Below are 15,144 nucleotides of genomic sequence, written 5' to 3'. Positions count from 1 at the left end.
CGATATGGCCCTTACCCCTGAGTTTGACAGTTTCGCCCGCGCCTACGAGGCTGGCGAAAATCAGGTAGTCTATACGCGACTTGCGGCCGATCTGGATACGCCCGTTTCCCTGATGCTCAAGCTGACGGGCGCGCAAAAAGACGCGTTCATGCTGGAATCGGTTACCGGCGGAGAGGTACGCGGGCGCTATTCGATCATTGGTATGAAACCGGATCTGATCTGGCGCTGCCAGGGCGACGTGTCCGAGCTGAACCGGTCGGCGCGTTTCGACCCCGAGGCGTTCCAGCCTCAGGATGGCAACCCGATGGATAATTTGCGGGCACTGCTTGCTGATAGTCGGATCGCTCTGCCCGATGATCTGCCTCAGGCGGCCGCCGGGCTGTTTGGTTATCTGGGTTATGACATGGTGCGCCTGGTCGAGTATCTGCCAGACGTGAACCCTGACCCTCTGGAGCTACCAGATGCGGTGATGTTGCGTCCCTCGGTCGTGGCCGTTCTGGACGGCGTCAAAGGTGAGGTGACAGTTGTTTCCCCCGCATGGGTCAGTGAAGGTCAGTCCGCCAAAGCGGCTTATGCCCAAGCGGCCGAGCGCGTGATGGATGCCGTTCGCGATCTGGAACGCGCCATGCCCGCCGAAACCCGCGATCTGGGCGACGCGTCCGAAGTGGCCGCGCCTGTCTCGAACTTCACCAAGTCGGGCTATATGGAAGCGGTCGAGAAAGCCAAAGACTATATCCGCGCAGGCGATATCTTTCAGGTGGTTCCGGCCCAACGTTGGACGCAGGATTTTCCGCTGCCGCCTTTTGCACTGTATCGGTCATTGCGCCGCACGAACCCGTCGCCCTTCATGTTCTACTTCAACTTTGGCGGCTTTCAGGTTGTGGGCGCCAGCCCCGAGATTCTGGTGCGTGTCTTTGGCAATGAGGTCACGATCCGCCCCATTGCAGGCACCCGTCCCCGTGGCGCGACCCCCGAGGAAGACAAGGCGAACGAGGCCGATCTGCTGGCCGACAAGAAAGAACTGGCCGAGCATCTCATGTTGCTGGATCTGGGCCGCAATGACACGGGCCGCGTGGCCAAGATTGGCACCGTGCGACCCACCGAAGAATTCATCATCGAACGCTACAGCCACGTGATGCACATTGTGTCGAACGTGGTCGGCGAACTGGCCGAAGAGAAAGACGCGCTGGATGCGTTCTTTGCCGGGATGCCTGCAGGCACGGTTTCAGGCGCGCCCAAGGTCCGCGCGATGGAGATCATTGACGAATTGGAGCCGGAAAAGCGCGGTGTCTATGGCGGCGGGGTCGGATATTTCAGCGCGGGTGGAGACATGGATATGTGTATCGCCCTGCGCACAGCGATTGTGAAAGATCACAAGCTGTATATTCAGGCCGGTGGCGGTGTTGTCTATGACAGCGACCCCGAGGCGGAATTCATGGAGACAGTGCACAAATCCAATGCCATCCGACGCGCGGCTGCTGATGCTGCGCGCTTTACGGGACCGGGTAACAGCTGATCAAACGGCTGGCCAAACCGGCCAGCCACACGGGCTTATTGGACGGCTTGTTTCATGACGGCGGAAATCGGTGCCATGGCCACACGCCCTCCCCGGTCTTCCAGGGCCCAGACAAGCAAGGCCGAGATGGTGTCAGGGCGCAACCGTCCCAGCATGACAACCGTCCCCTCCTGCCCGGCCCGGAAAGCGGCCTGATCCAGAAAGCGGCGCATGATCTTTGGGTCCTGACGTGCGCCGTCTATGTCTCGGAAAATCACGCTGGACGGCGTCCCATTGCGGGCAGCCAGCTTCTGAACCGTGTTGAGACCGTTGTCCTGGGTGATCAAGCCACGGCCTGTCCCGGCAGCAATAGCGGCAACCTGATCAGCCAGCTTGCGATTGCCCTGAATGCCTGTCTCGACCCCTTCGAGAATACCGACCGTTTCTGGCAAGGTCTGCAACCATACGGCCATTGACACTTCGGCATCCTGCGCACTGGCGGTTTTAGGAAGATCCGCCATCGCAAGAACCTCGAAACCTGCAGAGCGATGTCTAGCCATCTTTTCGGCAGCGTCGGGGTCGGAGGGGCTGACGGCAAAGCTGATCGGGTACGGGAAATCCTGCAACGCTTCGGCACCATAAGCGCCTTCGTCGTCAATCAGGATAATTGACATCAGCGGTTTGGCGTCGGGGTTATCGAATTTGGCCGCATAGGCTTCGATCGGTTTTCCCGGCACCGCAGTCTGACCTGATCCGTCCTGATCAGCCGGAGCGTTGTCTCGTTCGGTCAGCGGGACAACGCGCCGACCAACCGTTGATCCCCCCGCGCCGTTTTGGTCGCCACCGATCTGTGGAACGGCTGCAATGCGCGGCAGACGGCGGTTGAGGTCCGTTTCATCACCCTCGACCGCGATGGGATTTTCTTCAGGTAAATCTTCCTTCGGCTCGAGCGCGGCAATTTCCGGCAATGGCTCTGCTTCTGTACTTTCTGGTTCAAAGTCAGGGGCCGGTTCCAACTCGGCAGCCTGGGATTGGTCTGGTTCCGGCTCGACAGACTCAGGCTGGGGCTGTTCGACAGGTACTTCTAGTGCAGCGACTTCCGGGGCTGGAGGGGCTGGAGGGGCTGGGGGCTCCTCGATCAACTCGGGCTGCCCTTCGGCAATAGGCGTATCTGGCAAAACTGCAGGCGCTTGCGGCTGAACAGGTGCCTCACTCGTCACTGCCACCTCATCAGGCTCGACGACGGCTGCCTCTTCGACAACGGGCGCGGATTCGTTGACCTGCGGCTGATCATCCGGAGCCTCTTCAATTTCCGAAAGCCCTGCCAGCGTATCTGTTTGTTGATCGGTTGATTCAGGCTCTGTCGCGGGCAAAGTGACCAAATCGGCATCTGCAATGGCTTCGGGCTTGTCTGCCTCGACCTCGGGTACTTCGCTTGGTGCAGGTTCGGGTGCAACATCCGCAACAACGGGTTTGCGCGACAGAGGCGTGGTTAGAGACAACGCCGCTCCCAACAGCATTACCACGACCGCACCTGCGATCATCCCTCCTAGAAATCCGCCCATTCTAATTGCCTTTCGACTAATTCCTGCTTCGATTGCCTGCGTCGTCTTCTGCGACACTCACCCGCAAGCGCGTATGGAACCGGATGTCCTCTTGACGCTGCCTCGCAAGCCTGAGCATGTATGTCCCGACATTATATCGCGGCTCGGGGCTGTATCGCCAGTCCCAAATGCCCAATCCGAGACAAGTGCCCAAATGCTGCTGCTGATCGACAACTACGACTCGTTTACCTACAATCTGGTACACTATTTAGGCGAACTTGGTGCCGAAATGGTCATTCGGCGAAATGACGCGCTGGATGTGCAAGAGGCCATGGCCATGAACCCGGCCGGAATCCTTCTTAGCCCGGGACCATGCGACCCGGATCAGGCTGGGATTTGCCTGGCGCTGACACAGGCAGCTGCTGAAACCCAGACCCCCTTGATGGGCGTTTGCCTTGGGCATCAGACCATCGGGCAAGCATTCGGCGGTGACGTTATTCGGTGCCATGAGATTGTGCACGGCAAGATGGGCACCATGCATCACACTGGGAAAGGTCTGTTCGCTGGGCTGCCTTCCCCCTTCGAGGCAACCCGGTACCATTCGCTGGTGGTCGACCGAACCACCCTGCCCGATTGCCTGGAAATCACAGCTGAGCTGGAAGATGGCACGATCATGGGTCTGCAACATAAGCAGCTCCCTATACACGGCGTTCAGTTCCACCCAGAATCGATTGCATCCGAGCACGGCCATGCCCTGCTCAAGAACTTCCTGTCCGAGATGAAAGTCCCCGCATGAGCGACGAATTGAAACCGCTGATCGGCACTGCTGCTGATCGGCCTTTGACGCGCGCCGAAGCCGAACAGGCTTTTGGCATCCTCTTCGATGGCGCCGCCACACCCAGCCAGATCGGCGGTTTGCTGATGGCGATGCGAACCCGAGGCGAGACGGTCGACGAATTTGCGGCGGCGGCGGCAGTGATGCGGGCCAAATGCAACGCGGTCAATGCGCCGGACGGCGCGATGGATATCGTCGGCACAGGTGGCGATGGCAAGGGAACGCTGAATATCTCTACCGCAACAGCCTTTGTCGTCGCGGGCGCTGGCGTCACAGTTGCAAAACACGGGAACCGGAACCTAAGTTCGAAATCCGGTGCAGCCGATGCGTTGGGTCAGATGGGTATCAACGTGATGGTCGGGCCAGAAGTCGTTGAAAAAGCGCTGAAAGAGGCTGGTATAGGCTTTATGATGGCCCCCATGCACCATCCGGCCATTGCCCACGTGATGCCAACACGGCAGGAACTTGGGACACGTACGATCTTTAACATTCTGGGGCCACTTACAAACCCGGCCGGAGTGAAACGGCAATTGACGGGCGCGTTCAGCCGCGAATTGATCCGCCCAATGGCCGAGACGCTTGGCGTGCTTGGTACCGAACACGCATGGCTGGTTCACGGGTCCGATGGCACCGACGAATTAACCATCACTGGTGTCAGCTGGGTAGCCTCATGGGAAAACGGCGGTGTGCGTGAGGTTGAACTGCATCCAGAAGATGCTGGCCTGCCAGTGCACCCGTTCGAGGACATTCTGGGCGGAACACCTGAAGAAAACGCTGTTGCCTTCCGCGCCCTGCTGGATGGCACTCCGTCCGCGTACCGGGACGCAGTCCTTTTGAACTCTGCCGCTGCACTGGTGGTGGCCGAAGCTGCAAGCGACCTCAAGGACGGGGTCGAGAAGGCCGCGCACAGCATCGACAGCGGCGCTGCCAAAGAAAAAATCGCGGTACTGGCCCGCATCACTCAGGAGGCCGCATGACCGAGACGGTTCTGGACAAGATCAAAGCATACAAGCTTGAGGAAGTCGCATTAGACAAGACCAATAAGTCTTTGGAAGATTTGGAGGATGAAGCCAAGTCTGCGTCTGAGGTGCGCGGTTTTGCGACAGCACTGACCGCCGCCGCGCGATCCGGCTACGGTCTGATCGCCGAGGTGAAGAAAGCGAGCCCCTCAAAAGGTTTGATCCGCCCGGATTTTGACCCTCCGGTACTGGCAAAAGCCTACGAAGAAGGCGGCGCAACCTGTCTGTCGGTTTTGACGGACACGCCCAGCTTTCAAGGGGCCAAAGAATACCTGACGGCGGCCCGCGCAGCGACGTCATTGCCTGCGCTGCGTAAGGATTTCATGTACGACCCGTATCAGGTCGTCGAAGCTCGCGCTTTGGGCGCCGACTGTATTCTGATCATCATGGCCTCGGTCGAAGATGAACAAGCCGCCGAGTTGGAGCAAACGGCTTTTGACTGGGGCATGGATGTCCTGATCGAAGTGCATGACGAGGCCGAACTGGAACGCGCGACCAAGCTCAAAAGCAGTCTGATTGGGATAAATAATCGTAATCTCAAGACGTTTGAGACAACTCTTGATACAACGCGCAGGTTGTCAAAACTGGTGCCCGGCGATCGGACTATTGTTTGCGAAAGCGGTTTGAGCACGCCTGCCGACCTGGCCGACATCGCCCGCTATGGCGCACGGTCCTTCCTGATCGGCGAAAGCCTGATGCGGCAGGACAATGTCACTGCGGCGACGCGAAACTTGCTGGCTAACCCTTTGATCCCCGGAGTAATGTAATGTCGCTCACTCACTTTGACGCACAGGGCCAAGCCCACATGGTGGATGTGTCCGATAAGGCGGTAACGGACCGGGTTGCCGTGGCGGCTGGGCACATCAAGATGGCGCAGGAAACCTTTGATTTAATATCAGAAGGGCGTGCAAAAAAGGGTGATGTGCTGGGCGTTGCACGTCTTGCTGGTATCATGGGCGCGAAAAAAACCCCTGACCTGATCCCGCTGTGTCATCCTTTGCCCGTGACCAAGGTGGCCGTCGAACTGACGTTGGACCCCGATCTACCGGGCGTTCAGATTGAAGCGACCGTCAAGACCTCGGGTCAAACAGGTGTAGAGATGGAAGCGCTAACTGCGGCCTCGACCGCAGCCCTGACGGTTTACGACATGACCAAAGCCGTGGACAAAGCAATGGAGATCGGCGGCATAAAAGTTTTGCTAAAAGATGGCGGTAAATCAGGCCGTTACGAAGCGAAATGATAACTGTCGAAGACGCGCGGGCCCTTCTGTTTGGCCTGGTTGACCGCCTGCCCGCAGAAACCGTTTCACTCTCGCAAGCGGCCGGTCGGATTTTGGCGCAGGACGTTGCGGCCAAGCGCGATCAACCTCCGTTTGCGGCATCTTCGATGGATGGATACGCAGTCAAGTCATCCGAAGTCGAACTGCACGCAATGTTCAAAGTCGTCGGAGAGGCCGCCGCTGGGCGCAGGTATTCTGGTCAAGTTGGCGCTGGTCAGGCAGTTCGCATTTTCACCGGAGCCCCCGTGCCAGACGGCGCGGATTTTGTCGTGATCCAAGAAGATACTGAACGCAGGGATGATCTGATTACAATCACGGACATGCCCGGCGACAAGACCAACATTCGACCCAAGGGTGTTGATTTTAAATCCGGCACAACGATCTCTGCCCCTCGTCGCATCCGCCCCGAGGATGTGGCCCTTATGGCCGCAATGAACATCCCCGAGGTTCCCGTCGCCCGCAAGCCGATCGTTGCACTGATCTCGACCGGAGACGAATTGGTCATGCCGGGCGATACGCCCGGACCTGATCAGATCATCGCGTCAAACACCTTTGGTCTCAAGGCGTTGCTAGAGGATGTTGGAGCGGAAGTTCGCATTCTGCCTATCGCGCGAGACACAGTCGCTTCGCTTGAAACAGCCTTTGATCTGGCAACAGGCGCGGATCTGGTCGTCACGATCGGAGGAGCCTCGGTCGGGGATTATGATCTGGTGTCGGACGTATCCGCCAATCTCGGGATGGAGCGGTCATTTTACAAGATACGCATGCGCCCCGGAAAGCCGCTGATGGCCGGGCGGCTTGGCAAAGCTGCAATGGTTGGATTGCCGGGAAATCCTGTCAGCGCAATGGTTTGCGGCTATCTCTTTTTGGTACCAATGGTACGCCGCATGGTGGGGCTGGCCGAGGCTTTGACGCCGTTCCAAACGGCTAGACTGGTTGCCCCGCTCGGCCAGAATGGTCCGCGCGAACACTATATGCGCGCCATTCTTGACAATGATGGCATACGGGCTTGCGACGATCAGGACAGCTCGCTTTTAAGCGTCCTGGCGCAGGCCAATGCTTTGTTGGTTCGACAGCCGAATGATCCGGCGCGGCCTGCTGGTGATGAGGTCCTGTACCTACCGATTTAGCAAACGCTCAAATCCATTGACACAAAACGTGAACATGCGTAGAACAAAAGAAAACGCATGACCGACGAGGTGTGAGCAATGCTGACCAAGAAGCAGTTGGATTTGTTGGAATTCATCCACAAACGTGTTCAAGCGGATGGTGTTCCCCCTAGTTTCGACGAAATGAAGGCCGCGCTGGATCTCAGATCCAAGTCCGGAATTCACCGGCTGATCACCGCGCTGGAAGAACGCGGATTTATCCGCCGGCTTGCCCACCGGGCGCGGGCGATCGAAATCGTCAAACTGCCCGAAAGTCTTGGCGGCGAGCCCACAGCCGCCTTTAAGCCGCGTGTGATCGAAGGCGACAAGCCCGAAGGGCCGCGACCGGCGAATTTCGAACCCGTTACCGTCGATGCCATGGAATTGCCAGTCATGGGCCGTATCGCGGCGGGTGTTCCGATTGAAGCGATCAGCCACGTCTCGCACCGCGTCGCTGTGCCGGGATCAATGGTTTCAGGCAAGGGCGAGCACTACGCGCTTGAGGTTCGGGGCGACTCGATGATCGATGTAGGCATAAATGACGGCGACGTTGTGGTGATCCGCGAGACATCGGTCGCAGACAACGGCGATATCGTAGTGGCACTTGTCGAAGATCAAGAAGCAACACTGAAGCGATATTTCCGCCGCGGTCAAGCCATTGCGCTTGAGGCCGCGAACCCGGCTTATGAAACCCGCGTCTTGCCCGAAGACAAGGTCAAGGTGCAAGGCCGATTGGTCGGCCTGATCCGCAGCTACTGACCTTTTTGTGTCTGGTGGTCTTCGGCTTCCTTCGGGGACCACAATCTGCGACCGATGACCTCTGCGCTGGTCTTTATTTTACCGTTCTGAAAAGCCAGACTCCGGGTCTCCATCAATTTATCCGGGTCGAACAACACGCAATTTCCGCTTAGTACAACTGGCACAGCTGAGATAACAATCTGGCCTTGGTGGCACTCGGTAAAGCTACCTGCAGATCGCTTTCCGGTCAGGTGGATCACCTCCTGCCCCTTCCACACATATCTTTGGACAAGGTCGTCAGCTGGGGGCCATCGGTCGGCGGCTGTCTTCTGGTTCACACCATCGCCATCATTTTCCAACCATACTGTGGCGATGAACCCGCTGCCTTTCTCTTTGCTCAAGGCGCGCCCTTTGTCCGTCAAGACCCCGACCAATCCACCTGAATCCGCGACCAAGACATCGGGACGTTCACCCTGACCCCATATGAACACGGCCGCGATACATGGTCCCAAACCAACCCATTTCGCGGGCCCACGCCACAAAACCGTCCACAACGCCCCCAAAGCGAACAGAGGCAATACATAGTAAGGCGGGCTGACGATATAGCCTTGCGCTCCATCCAGGTTTGATACGGTCTCAGCAACCAGCAATATCCACTCTAACCCCAGGCCCATAACGGCGAGCGCGACCCAGTCCAGACCAAACGGTGCCAACAGGGCTGCAACGACGGCTGCAGGTACAACGACGGTCCCCATCACAGGGACTGACAACATGTTGGCCAGCAAGCCATAATGGGACATCGTATTGAAATGTGCAGCTCCGATCGGTGCCGTCGCAAGCCCAGCGATGGCAGACGACATCAACAATCCAATCACTGGCTTTAGCCATTTCGGCCCCGGAACCGGGCCGACATTTCGCAACGCCCCAAACACCGCCACAAGCGCCGTAGTTGCCGCGAAGGACATCTGAAATCCGGGGTTCAAGAGGGATTCCGGCCGCAGGATCAAAACGATCAACGCGGCCACGGCAACCGCGCGCAATGAGATTGCCCGCCGGTCGACTAAGATCGCACCCAGCATCACAGTGGCCATGACAAAGGCGCGTTCGGTTGCCACGTTTCCGCCAGACAGCAGCAGATACAGCGTTGCGGCAATAAGTGCACCAACCGCCGCGATCTTTCGGACCGAGACCCGAAGCGCGATGGCAGGAAACGCCGATAAAGCAACTCGGCACAGTAGATAAACAAAACCGGTCAGTAGCCCCATATGCAGACCGGAGATCGCCAATAAATGCGCCAAATTCGACGCCCGCAAAGACGCGAGCGTTTGTTGCCCCATTCCGCTTCTATCCCCTGTCGTTACTGCGGCGGCGAACCCTCCAATCTCTCCGGGCAACACGGCACGCACATGTTCGGACAATGCCAGCCTTAACGCGGTGATGCGGACGCCGGCCGGATCCGGACCCGAAACCGTGAGAACAGGAACGCGGGTGTAACCGACCGCACCCAAACCCTGAAACCAAGCATGACGCCGGAAATCAAACCCGCCGGGCTCGACCGGGCCTTGTGGCGGAGACAGGTGACCGGTGGTCATGATCCGCTGTCCTGGCACAAGCGAAGCATCACCGCCATGCAAAGATAGCCGGACGCGCTGCGGTCTGCGATCTAGTGGCACGTCCCCTACTCGCACCCGATCCAGCGTTACCCGCAGCGCATCCGACGCAGAGCGGTCAATGGCAACGACCCGCCCCTCGACCGGGCCGTAGTAACGCCATGACAAGACCGGCTCTGCCACCGTATGGGCGCGGACTCCTGCAAAGATAAACCCCGCACAAACAAGCGCCCCCCCGATTGCCAACGACGCCCAGCCTGGCCGCATCCAGCGCGCAGCAGCCAAAGCTGCCATACCCGCCACGAACAAGCCGGCATAGACCTGCCATTCCGGCTCAGACCGCAAACCGAAGTACAGGCCGATTCCGATCGCCAGACAGACCGGAGACCATTGAAACAGGTAACCTGTCTGGTTCAGCAAAGCGGCCTCGACCCGGGCCAGAACACGCATGGTTGCTCCCGTCTCTCAGCCTCGTTAGACAGGCGTCAAACTATGCCCGACACGGTTACCAAAAGGTTAATCCAAACAATGTCCGATCAGGTCGTCACCCGTTTCGCCCCCTCGCCCACCGGTTTTCTGCATATCGGCGGCGCCCGCACCGCGCTGTTCAACTGGCTCTATGCCCGTGGTCGCGGTGGCAAGTTCCTGCTGCGGATCGAGGATACGGACCGCGAGCGCTCGACCCCCGAGGCGACGGCAGCCATTCTGCAGGGTATGGCGTGGCTGGGTCTTGACCATGATGGCGATGTGATCAGCCAGTTTGAGGGCGCGGCTCGCCACGCCGAGGTGGCCGACCAGCTGCTGGCCGAGGGCAAAGCGTACAAGTGCTTTGCGACGCAAGAAGAAATCGTCGCCTTCCGTGAACAAGCGAAGGCCGAGGGCAAATCAACCCTGTTCCGTAGCCCTTGGCGCGACGCTGACGCAGCGACCCACCCCGACGCGCCTTTCGTGATCCGCATCAAGGCCCCGCAGGACGGAGAGACGGTGATCCGCGATCAGGTTCAGGGGGACGTGACCATCCGCAACGAGCAGCTGGACGACATGATCCTGCTGCGTTCGGACGGGACGCCGGTCTATATGCTGGCCGTCGTGGTAGACGATCACGATATGGGCGTCACCCATGTGATCCGGGGCGACGACCACCTGAACAATGCAGCGCGCCAGATGATGATCTATCAGGCGATGGGCTGGGATGTTCCCGTCTGGGCTCATATCCCGCTCATTCACGGGCCCGATGGCAAGAAACTGTCGAAACGCCACGGCGCGTTGGGCGCTCAGGAATACCAGGCTATGGGTTATCCGGCGGCCGGGATGCGCAACTATCTGGCGCGTCTGGGCTGGAGTCACGGCGACGACGAATTCTTTACCGACGCGCAGGCGAAAGAATGGTTCGATCTGGACGGAATCGGCAAAAGCCCGGCCCGTTTCGATCTGAAGAAACTGGAAAACCTGTGCGGTCAGCATATTGCCGTCGCCGATGATGCCGCATTGCGGCAGGAAATCGAGGCGTATCTGGCCGCGGCTGACCTGCCTGCGCTGACAGAAACACAATCCAGTGATCTGGAACGTGCGATGTATTGCCTCAAGGATCGGGCGCGCACATTCCCCGAACTGCTTGAAAAGGCTCATTTTGCCCTGACTTCCCGCACTATTCAACCGGATGAAAAAGCGGCCAAGGCGCTTGCCTCAGTATCCGACGGTATACTGAATGAATTGACGCCGCAGTTGCAAAGTGTTAGCTGGACGCGAAGCGAACTGGAGGACGCCCTGAATTCCTTTGCGGAAGCACAAGGCATCAAGTTCGGCAAGCTGGCGGGGCCGTTGCGCGCCGTACTGGCAGGCCGCGCGGTGACACCTTCGGTTTTTGACATGATGCTGGTGCTTGGGCGGGATGAAACCCTGGCACGGCTTTCTGACGCAGCGACCTGAGTAAAAGGTTCACATTTGGGTAACGCTGCTCCGCTAACACCCGGTTTGCGCGATTGCGCGCATCCGTTGCCCGCAGGATCGGACAGCGATCCATACTGCGCATGATTGAGGAAGGGACACTATGACCGACAGCAACAAATCAGCCACTCTGTCACTTAATGGCGAAACTTATGAGCTGCCGATTCATTCACCGACCGCTGGGCCTGACGTGATCGACATCCGTAAGCTTTACGGAACGGCAGGTGTATTCACGTATGACCCCGGCTTTACGTCGACCGCCAGCTGTGACAGCACCATCACATATATTGACGGCGAAAAGGGCGAGCTGCTGCATCGGGGTTATCCGATCGACCAGCTGGCCGGAAAATCTCACTTCCTCGAGGTTTGCTACCTGCTGCTGTACGGAGAGTTGCCGAGCGCGCCCGTTTTGGAAAAGTTCGAAACCACCATCACGCGCCACACCATGCTGCACGAGCAGATGCAGTATTTCTACCGTGGCTTCCGCCGCGACGCGCATCCGATGGCAATCATGGTCGGTGTTGTGGGCGCGATGTCGGCCTTCTATCACGACTCAACTGATATCGCAGACCCGCGCCAGCGTGAGGTCGCATCGCACCGCCTGATCGCAAAAATGCCAACCATCGCGGCATGGGCCTATAAGTACCACACTGGCCAGCCCTTCGTATATCCGCGCAACGATCTGGACTATGCATCGAACTTCCTGCGCATGTGCTTCAGCGTTCCGGCCGAAGAATATGAAGTCAATCCGATCCTCAGCCGTGCGATGGACCGCATCTTTACCCTGCACGCAGATCACGAGCAAAACGCCTCGACCTCGACCGTGCGTCTGGCGTCAAGCTCGGGTGCCAACCCGTTTGCCTGTATCGCGGCTGGCATCGCCTGCCTGTGGGGTCCGGCGCACGGTGGCGCAAACCAAGCATGTCTGGAGATGCTGGAAGAAATCGGCAGCGTTGATCGCATCCCAGAATTCATCGCCCGCGCCAAGGACAAGGACGATCCGTTCCGCCTGATGGGCTTTGGCCACCGCGTCTACAAGAACTTTGACCCGCGCGCCAAAGTGATGAAACAGTCCGCCGACGAAGTGCTGGATCTGTTGGGCATCGAAGACAACCCGAAACTGCAGGTTGCCAAGGCGCTGGAAAAGCAGGCTCTGGAAGATCCGTATTTCGCCGATAAAAAGCTGTTCCCGAACGTGGACTTCTATTCGGGTATCATCCTCGAGGCGATGGGCTTCCCGACCTCGATGTTCACTCCGATCTTTGCCCTGTCGCGCACCGTGGGCTGGGTCAGCCAGTGGAAAGAGATGATCGCCGACCCCCAGAACAAGATCGGCCGTCCGCGCCAGCTGTATCTGGGCGAGACCACTCGTGACTATGTGGATATCGAAAACCGCTGATCGCGGTTACAGATTGCAGAACGCCCCAGACCGGTTCCGGGGCGTTTTTCGTTAGAACAAAGCCAGTTGGTCGCCCGCCTGTGGTGGCCTTGTGAACAGGTCCAGACGCAACGCCGGGGTGCGCGTGGCCAGCCCCAACCGTTTGACCGCCACGGTAAATCGTTTCGCAATCAGCGCGGCATATTCGCCCTCACCCCGCATCCGATGCCCCCAGCGCGGGTCATAGTCGCGGCCCCCATGCATCTCGCGCAGTTTCGACATGACTTTCTCCGCCCGGGCCGGTTCATGATCTGCCAACCAACGCTGCCACAGCTCGGACACTTCTCGTGGTAGGCGCAGCATGATCCAACTGGCCGCATCGGCGCCTGCGTCGCGCCCGGCCTCAAGCAGCTGCTCAAGCTCATGATCCGTCAAGCCGGGGATCAGAGGCGAGGTCATGACCCGCACCGGTATCCCGGCCTCGGTCAGCCGCCGTATGATCGCCAGACGCCGCTGGGGCGAAGGGGCACGAGGCTCCATCCGGCGCGACAGGCCGGCGTCCAAAGTTGTTAGGGAAATCCCCACCCGTACCAGCCCCTTGGCTGCCATGGGGGACAAAATGTCCAGATCACGCTCGATCAAAGCACCTTTGGTGACGAGTCCGATCGGGTGCTGAAAATCGCTTAAGACTTGCAGGCAATCCCTTGTGACAGAGCGTGTTTTTTCGACTGGTTGGTAAGGGTCAGTATTGGTGCCCAACGCCACTGTGGCCACCTTGTAGGATTTCGAGGACAGTTCCCGCCGCAGCACCTCGGCCGCGTTGGGCCGGGCAATCAGGCGTGTTTCAAAATCCAGCCCCGGCGACAGACCGAGATAGGCATGGGACGGCCGCGCAAAGCAATAAACACACCCGTGTTCGCATCCTCGATACGGGTTGATCGAGCGGTCAAACGGCAAATCGGGCGACCGGTTGTAGGTTATGATGCTGCGCGCGACCTCGTCGCGCAACTCGGTGCGCAATGGCGGTAGATCATCGTCCTCGGGCCATCCATCCGCGCAGCGTTCAGTGGTAAACGCTTCGAACCGACCAGCAACATTTGTAGCGAAACCTCGGCCCCGGATTTGCGCGTCAGTCATATTTGTTCTCTTTATGTTCCCTTTGCAGGTATACTCGCCATACGCGGTTCAGGCAAGCGCCCCTCGTCTTACGTGTTGATTTCAAATTGCTTGGCCAAACATGCTGGAATTGAACCGAATGCAGGATCATCTTGCAGATTATGACGTCGAGTTGATCAATATTTTGACGTATAGGTCGGTCTCGGAACCGCCAAGGTCGCAATCGTCACAGTCTAAGTGCGACGTTTTGGCCAAAACGAAAAAAATGCCACCAATGGGCGCTAAGCCCGAACAGCTCTAGGGAAACACCCAATGTCCGATGAAGAAGACATCGTCCTGTCCGAACTGAATGACGAGGAATTGGTCGAACAGATGTTCGACGATCTTTACGACGGTTTGAAGGAAGAAATCGAAGAAGGTGTGAACATCCTGCTGGAACGCGGATGGACCCCCTATGACATTCTGACCAAGGCGCTGGTTGGCGGTATGACCATCGTAGGCCACGACTTCCGCGACGGCATCCTGTTTGTCCCCGAAGTTCTGCTGGCCGCAAACGCGATGAAGGGCGGCATGTTCATCCTGAAACCGCTGCTGGCCGAAACCGGCGCTCCGCGCGTTGGCAAGATGGTGATCGGCACCGTCAAGGGCGACATCCACGACATCGGCAAAAACCTTGTGTCGATGATGATGGAAGGCGCTGGTTTTGAGGTCGTCGATATCGGCATCAACAATCCGGTCGAGAACTACCTGGAAGCACTGGAAACCGAAAAGCCCGACATTCTGGGCATGTCGGCCCTGCTGACAACCACCATGCCGTACATGAAAGTCGTGATCGATACTCTGGTCGAGCAAGGTTTGCGCGAAGACTACATCGTACTGGTCGGTGGCGCTCCGCTGAACGAAGAGTTCGGAAAAGCCATTGGTGCCGACGCATATTGCCGCGACGCGGCCGTCGCCGTTGAGACCGCGAAAGACTTCGTGTCGCGTAAGCACAACCAACTGGCGGGCTGATCAGACGGACATCTGAATTCAGGG

Annotated in this window: 13 protein-coding genes; 10 read left to right on the top strand and 3 right to left on the bottom strand. The window is 58.5% G+C overall.

The features are described from left to right. The first annotated feature begins 4 nt into the window (after window positions 1–4). Window positions 5–1,516: an anthranilate synthase component I gene (gene trpE, locus AC2FF7_RS06085; protein ID WP_496905369.1), complete on the top strand. Its 1,512-nt coding sequence runs from the start codon at window positions 5–7 to the stop codon at window positions 1,514–1,516. Window positions 1,517–1,551: 35 nt separating this feature from the next. On the opposite strand, the gene AC2FF7_RS06080 is transcribed toward trpE, so the two are convergent. After that, window positions 1,552–3,060: a divergent polysaccharide deacetylase family protein gene (locus tag AC2FF7_RS06080; protein ID WP_496905368.1), complete on the bottom strand. Its 1,509-nt coding sequence runs from the start codon at window positions 3,058–3,060 to the stop codon at window positions 1,552–1,554. A 193-nt stretch (window positions 3,061–3,253) separates the two neighbouring features. On the opposite strand from AC2FF7_RS06080, the gene AC2FF7_RS06075 reads away from it, so the two are divergent. The 6 genes from AC2FF7_RS06075 to lexA all read left to right on the top strand — a co-directional run bounded on the left by AC2FF7_RS06075 (window position 3,254) and on the right by lexA (window position 8,079). Beyond that, window positions 3,254–3,835, top strand: a complete 582-nt coding sequence (locus AC2FF7_RS06075; protein ID WP_170756363.1) for an anthranilate synthase component II — start codon at window positions 3,254–3,256, stop codon at window positions 3,833–3,835. Then, window positions 3,832–4,851: an anthranilate phosphoribosyltransferase gene (gene trpD, locus AC2FF7_RS06070; protein ID WP_496905367.1), complete on the top strand. Its 1,020-nt coding sequence runs from the start codon at window positions 3,832–3,834 to the stop codon at window positions 4,849–4,851. The genes AC2FF7_RS06075 and trpD overlap by 4 nt, the downstream gene beginning before the upstream one ends. Then, entirely contained in the window at window positions 4,848–5,660 is an 813-nt protein-coding gene (trpC, locus tag AC2FF7_RS06065) for an indole-3-glycerol phosphate synthase TrpC (RefSeq protein ID WP_170354292.1), read from the top strand. Before trpD ends, trpC begins: the two co-directional genes overlap by 4 nt. Then, window positions 5,660–6,133, top strand: a complete 474-nt coding sequence (gene moaC / locus AC2FF7_RS06060; RefSeq protein ID WP_170354293.1) for a cyclic pyranopterin monophosphate synthase MoaC — start codon at window positions 5,660–5,662, stop codon at window positions 6,131–6,133. The genes trpC and moaC overlap by 1 nt, the downstream gene beginning before the upstream one ends. Continuing rightward, window positions 6,130–7,302: a molybdopterin molybdotransferase MoeA gene (locus AC2FF7_RS06055; protein WP_496905366.1), complete on the top strand. Its 1,173-nt coding sequence runs from the start codon at window positions 6,130–6,132 to the stop codon at window positions 7,300–7,302. The genes moaC and AC2FF7_RS06055 overlap by 4 nt, the downstream gene beginning before the upstream one ends. A 78-nt stretch (window positions 7,303–7,380) precedes the next feature. Then, window positions 7,381–8,079 (top strand): transcriptional repressor LexA, encoded by a 699-nt coding sequence (gene lexA / locus AC2FF7_RS06050; protein ID WP_496905365.1) that lies wholly within the window; start codon window positions 7,381–7,383, stop codon window positions 8,077–8,079. On the opposite strand, the gene AC2FF7_RS06045 is transcribed toward lexA, so the two are convergent. Continuing rightward, window positions 8,073–10,118, bottom strand: a complete 2,046-nt coding sequence (locus AC2FF7_RS06045; protein ID WP_496905364.1) for a ComEC/Rec2 family competence protein — start codon at window positions 10,116–10,118, stop codon at window positions 8,073–8,075. The two genes, lexA and AC2FF7_RS06045, sit on opposite strands and share 7 nt — an antisense overlap. Before the next feature lie 78 nt (window positions 10,119–10,196). Here AC2FF7_RS06045 and gltX point away from each other — a divergent pair, with 78 nt between their 5' ends. After that, window positions 10,197–11,597, top strand: a complete 1,401-nt coding sequence (gene gltX, locus AC2FF7_RS06040; protein WP_480866633.1) for a glutamate--tRNA ligase — start codon at window positions 10,197–10,199, stop codon at window positions 11,595–11,597. A gap of 121 nt (window positions 11,598–11,718) precedes the next feature. Next, window positions 11,719–13,014 carry a citrate synthase gene (gltA, locus tag AC2FF7_RS06035; protein ID WP_480865632.1) on the top strand — a complete coding sequence of 432 codons (1,296 nt, stop codon included), beginning with the start codon at window positions 11,719–11,721 and terminating at the stop codon, window positions 13,012–13,014. A gap of 51 nt (window positions 13,015–13,065) precedes the next feature. On the opposite strand, the gene AC2FF7_RS06030 is transcribed toward gltA, so the two are convergent. Continuing rightward, entirely contained in the window at window positions 13,066–14,130 is a 1,065-nt protein-coding gene (locus AC2FF7_RS06030) for a PA0069 family radical SAM protein (RefSeq protein WP_496905363.1), read from the bottom strand. Between the two features lie 291 nt (window positions 14,131–14,421). Here AC2FF7_RS06030 and AC2FF7_RS06025 point away from each other — a divergent pair, with 291 nt between their 5' ends. Continuing rightward, on the top strand, window positions 14,422–15,120 hold the full coding sequence (locus AC2FF7_RS06025; protein WP_480495167.1) for a corrinoid protein: 699 nt from the start codon (window positions 14,422–14,424) through the stop codon (window positions 15,118–15,120). The last annotated feature ends 24 nt before the right edge of the window (window positions 15,121–15,144 follow it).

The sequence above is a fragment of the Ruegeria sp. YTSC325 genome (genome assembly GCF_059609525.1).
The sequence above is the reverse complement of the archived record's forward strand: the minus strand, read 5'-3'. Positions and strand labels throughout refer to the sequence as shown.

Excerpts from the sequence above, each read along its gene's own strand:
- AC2FF7_RS06055 (WP_496905366.1), top strand. The coding sequence starts at position 6,130 with ATGATAACTGTCGAAGACGCGCGGGCCCTTCTGTTTGGCCTGGTTGAC.
- AC2FF7_RS06080 (WP_496905368.1), bottom strand. The coding sequence starts at position 3,060 with ATGGGCGGATTTCTAGGAGGGATGATCGCAGGTGCGGTCGTGGTAATG.
- AC2FF7_RS06025 (WP_480495167.1), top strand. The coding sequence starts at position 14,422 with ATGTCCGATGAAGAAGACATCGTCCTGTCCGAACTGAATGACGAGGAA.
- AC2FF7_RS06045 (WP_496905364.1), bottom strand. The coding sequence starts at position 10,118 with ATGCGTGTTCTGGCCCGGGTCGAGGCCGCTTTGCTGAACCAGACAGGT.
- AC2FF7_RS06030 (WP_496905363.1), bottom strand. The coding sequence starts at position 14,130 with ATGACTGACGCGCAAATCCGGGGCCGAGGTTTCGCTACAAATGTTGCT.
- lexA (WP_496905365.1), top strand. The coding sequence starts at position 7,381 with ATGCTGACCAAGAAGCAGTTGGATTTGTTGGAATTCATCCACAAACGT.
- AC2FF7_RS06075 (WP_170756363.1), top strand. The coding sequence starts at position 3,254 with ATGCTGCTGCTGATCGACAACTACGACTCGTTTACCTACAATCTGGTA.
- trpE (WP_496905369.1), top strand. The coding sequence starts at position 5 with ATGGCCCTTACCCCTGAGTTTGACAGTTTCGCCCGCGCCTACGAGGCT.
- trpC (WP_170354292.1), top strand. The coding sequence starts at position 4,848 with ATGACCGAGACGGTTCTGGACAAGATCAAAGCATACAAGCTTGAGGAA.
- gltX (WP_480866633.1), top strand. The coding sequence starts at position 10,197 with ATGTCCGATCAGGTCGTCACCCGTTTCGCCCCCTCGCCCACCGGTTTT.
- gltA (WP_480865632.1), top strand. The coding sequence starts at position 11,719 with ATGACCGACAGCAACAAATCAGCCACTCTGTCACTTAATGGCGAAACT.
- trpD (WP_496905367.1), top strand. The coding sequence starts at position 3,832 with ATGAGCGACGAATTGAAACCGCTGATCGGCACTGCTGCTGATCGGCCT.
- moaC (WP_170354293.1), top strand. The coding sequence starts at position 5,660 with ATGTCGCTCACTCACTTTGACGCACAGGGCCAAGCCCACATGGTGGAT.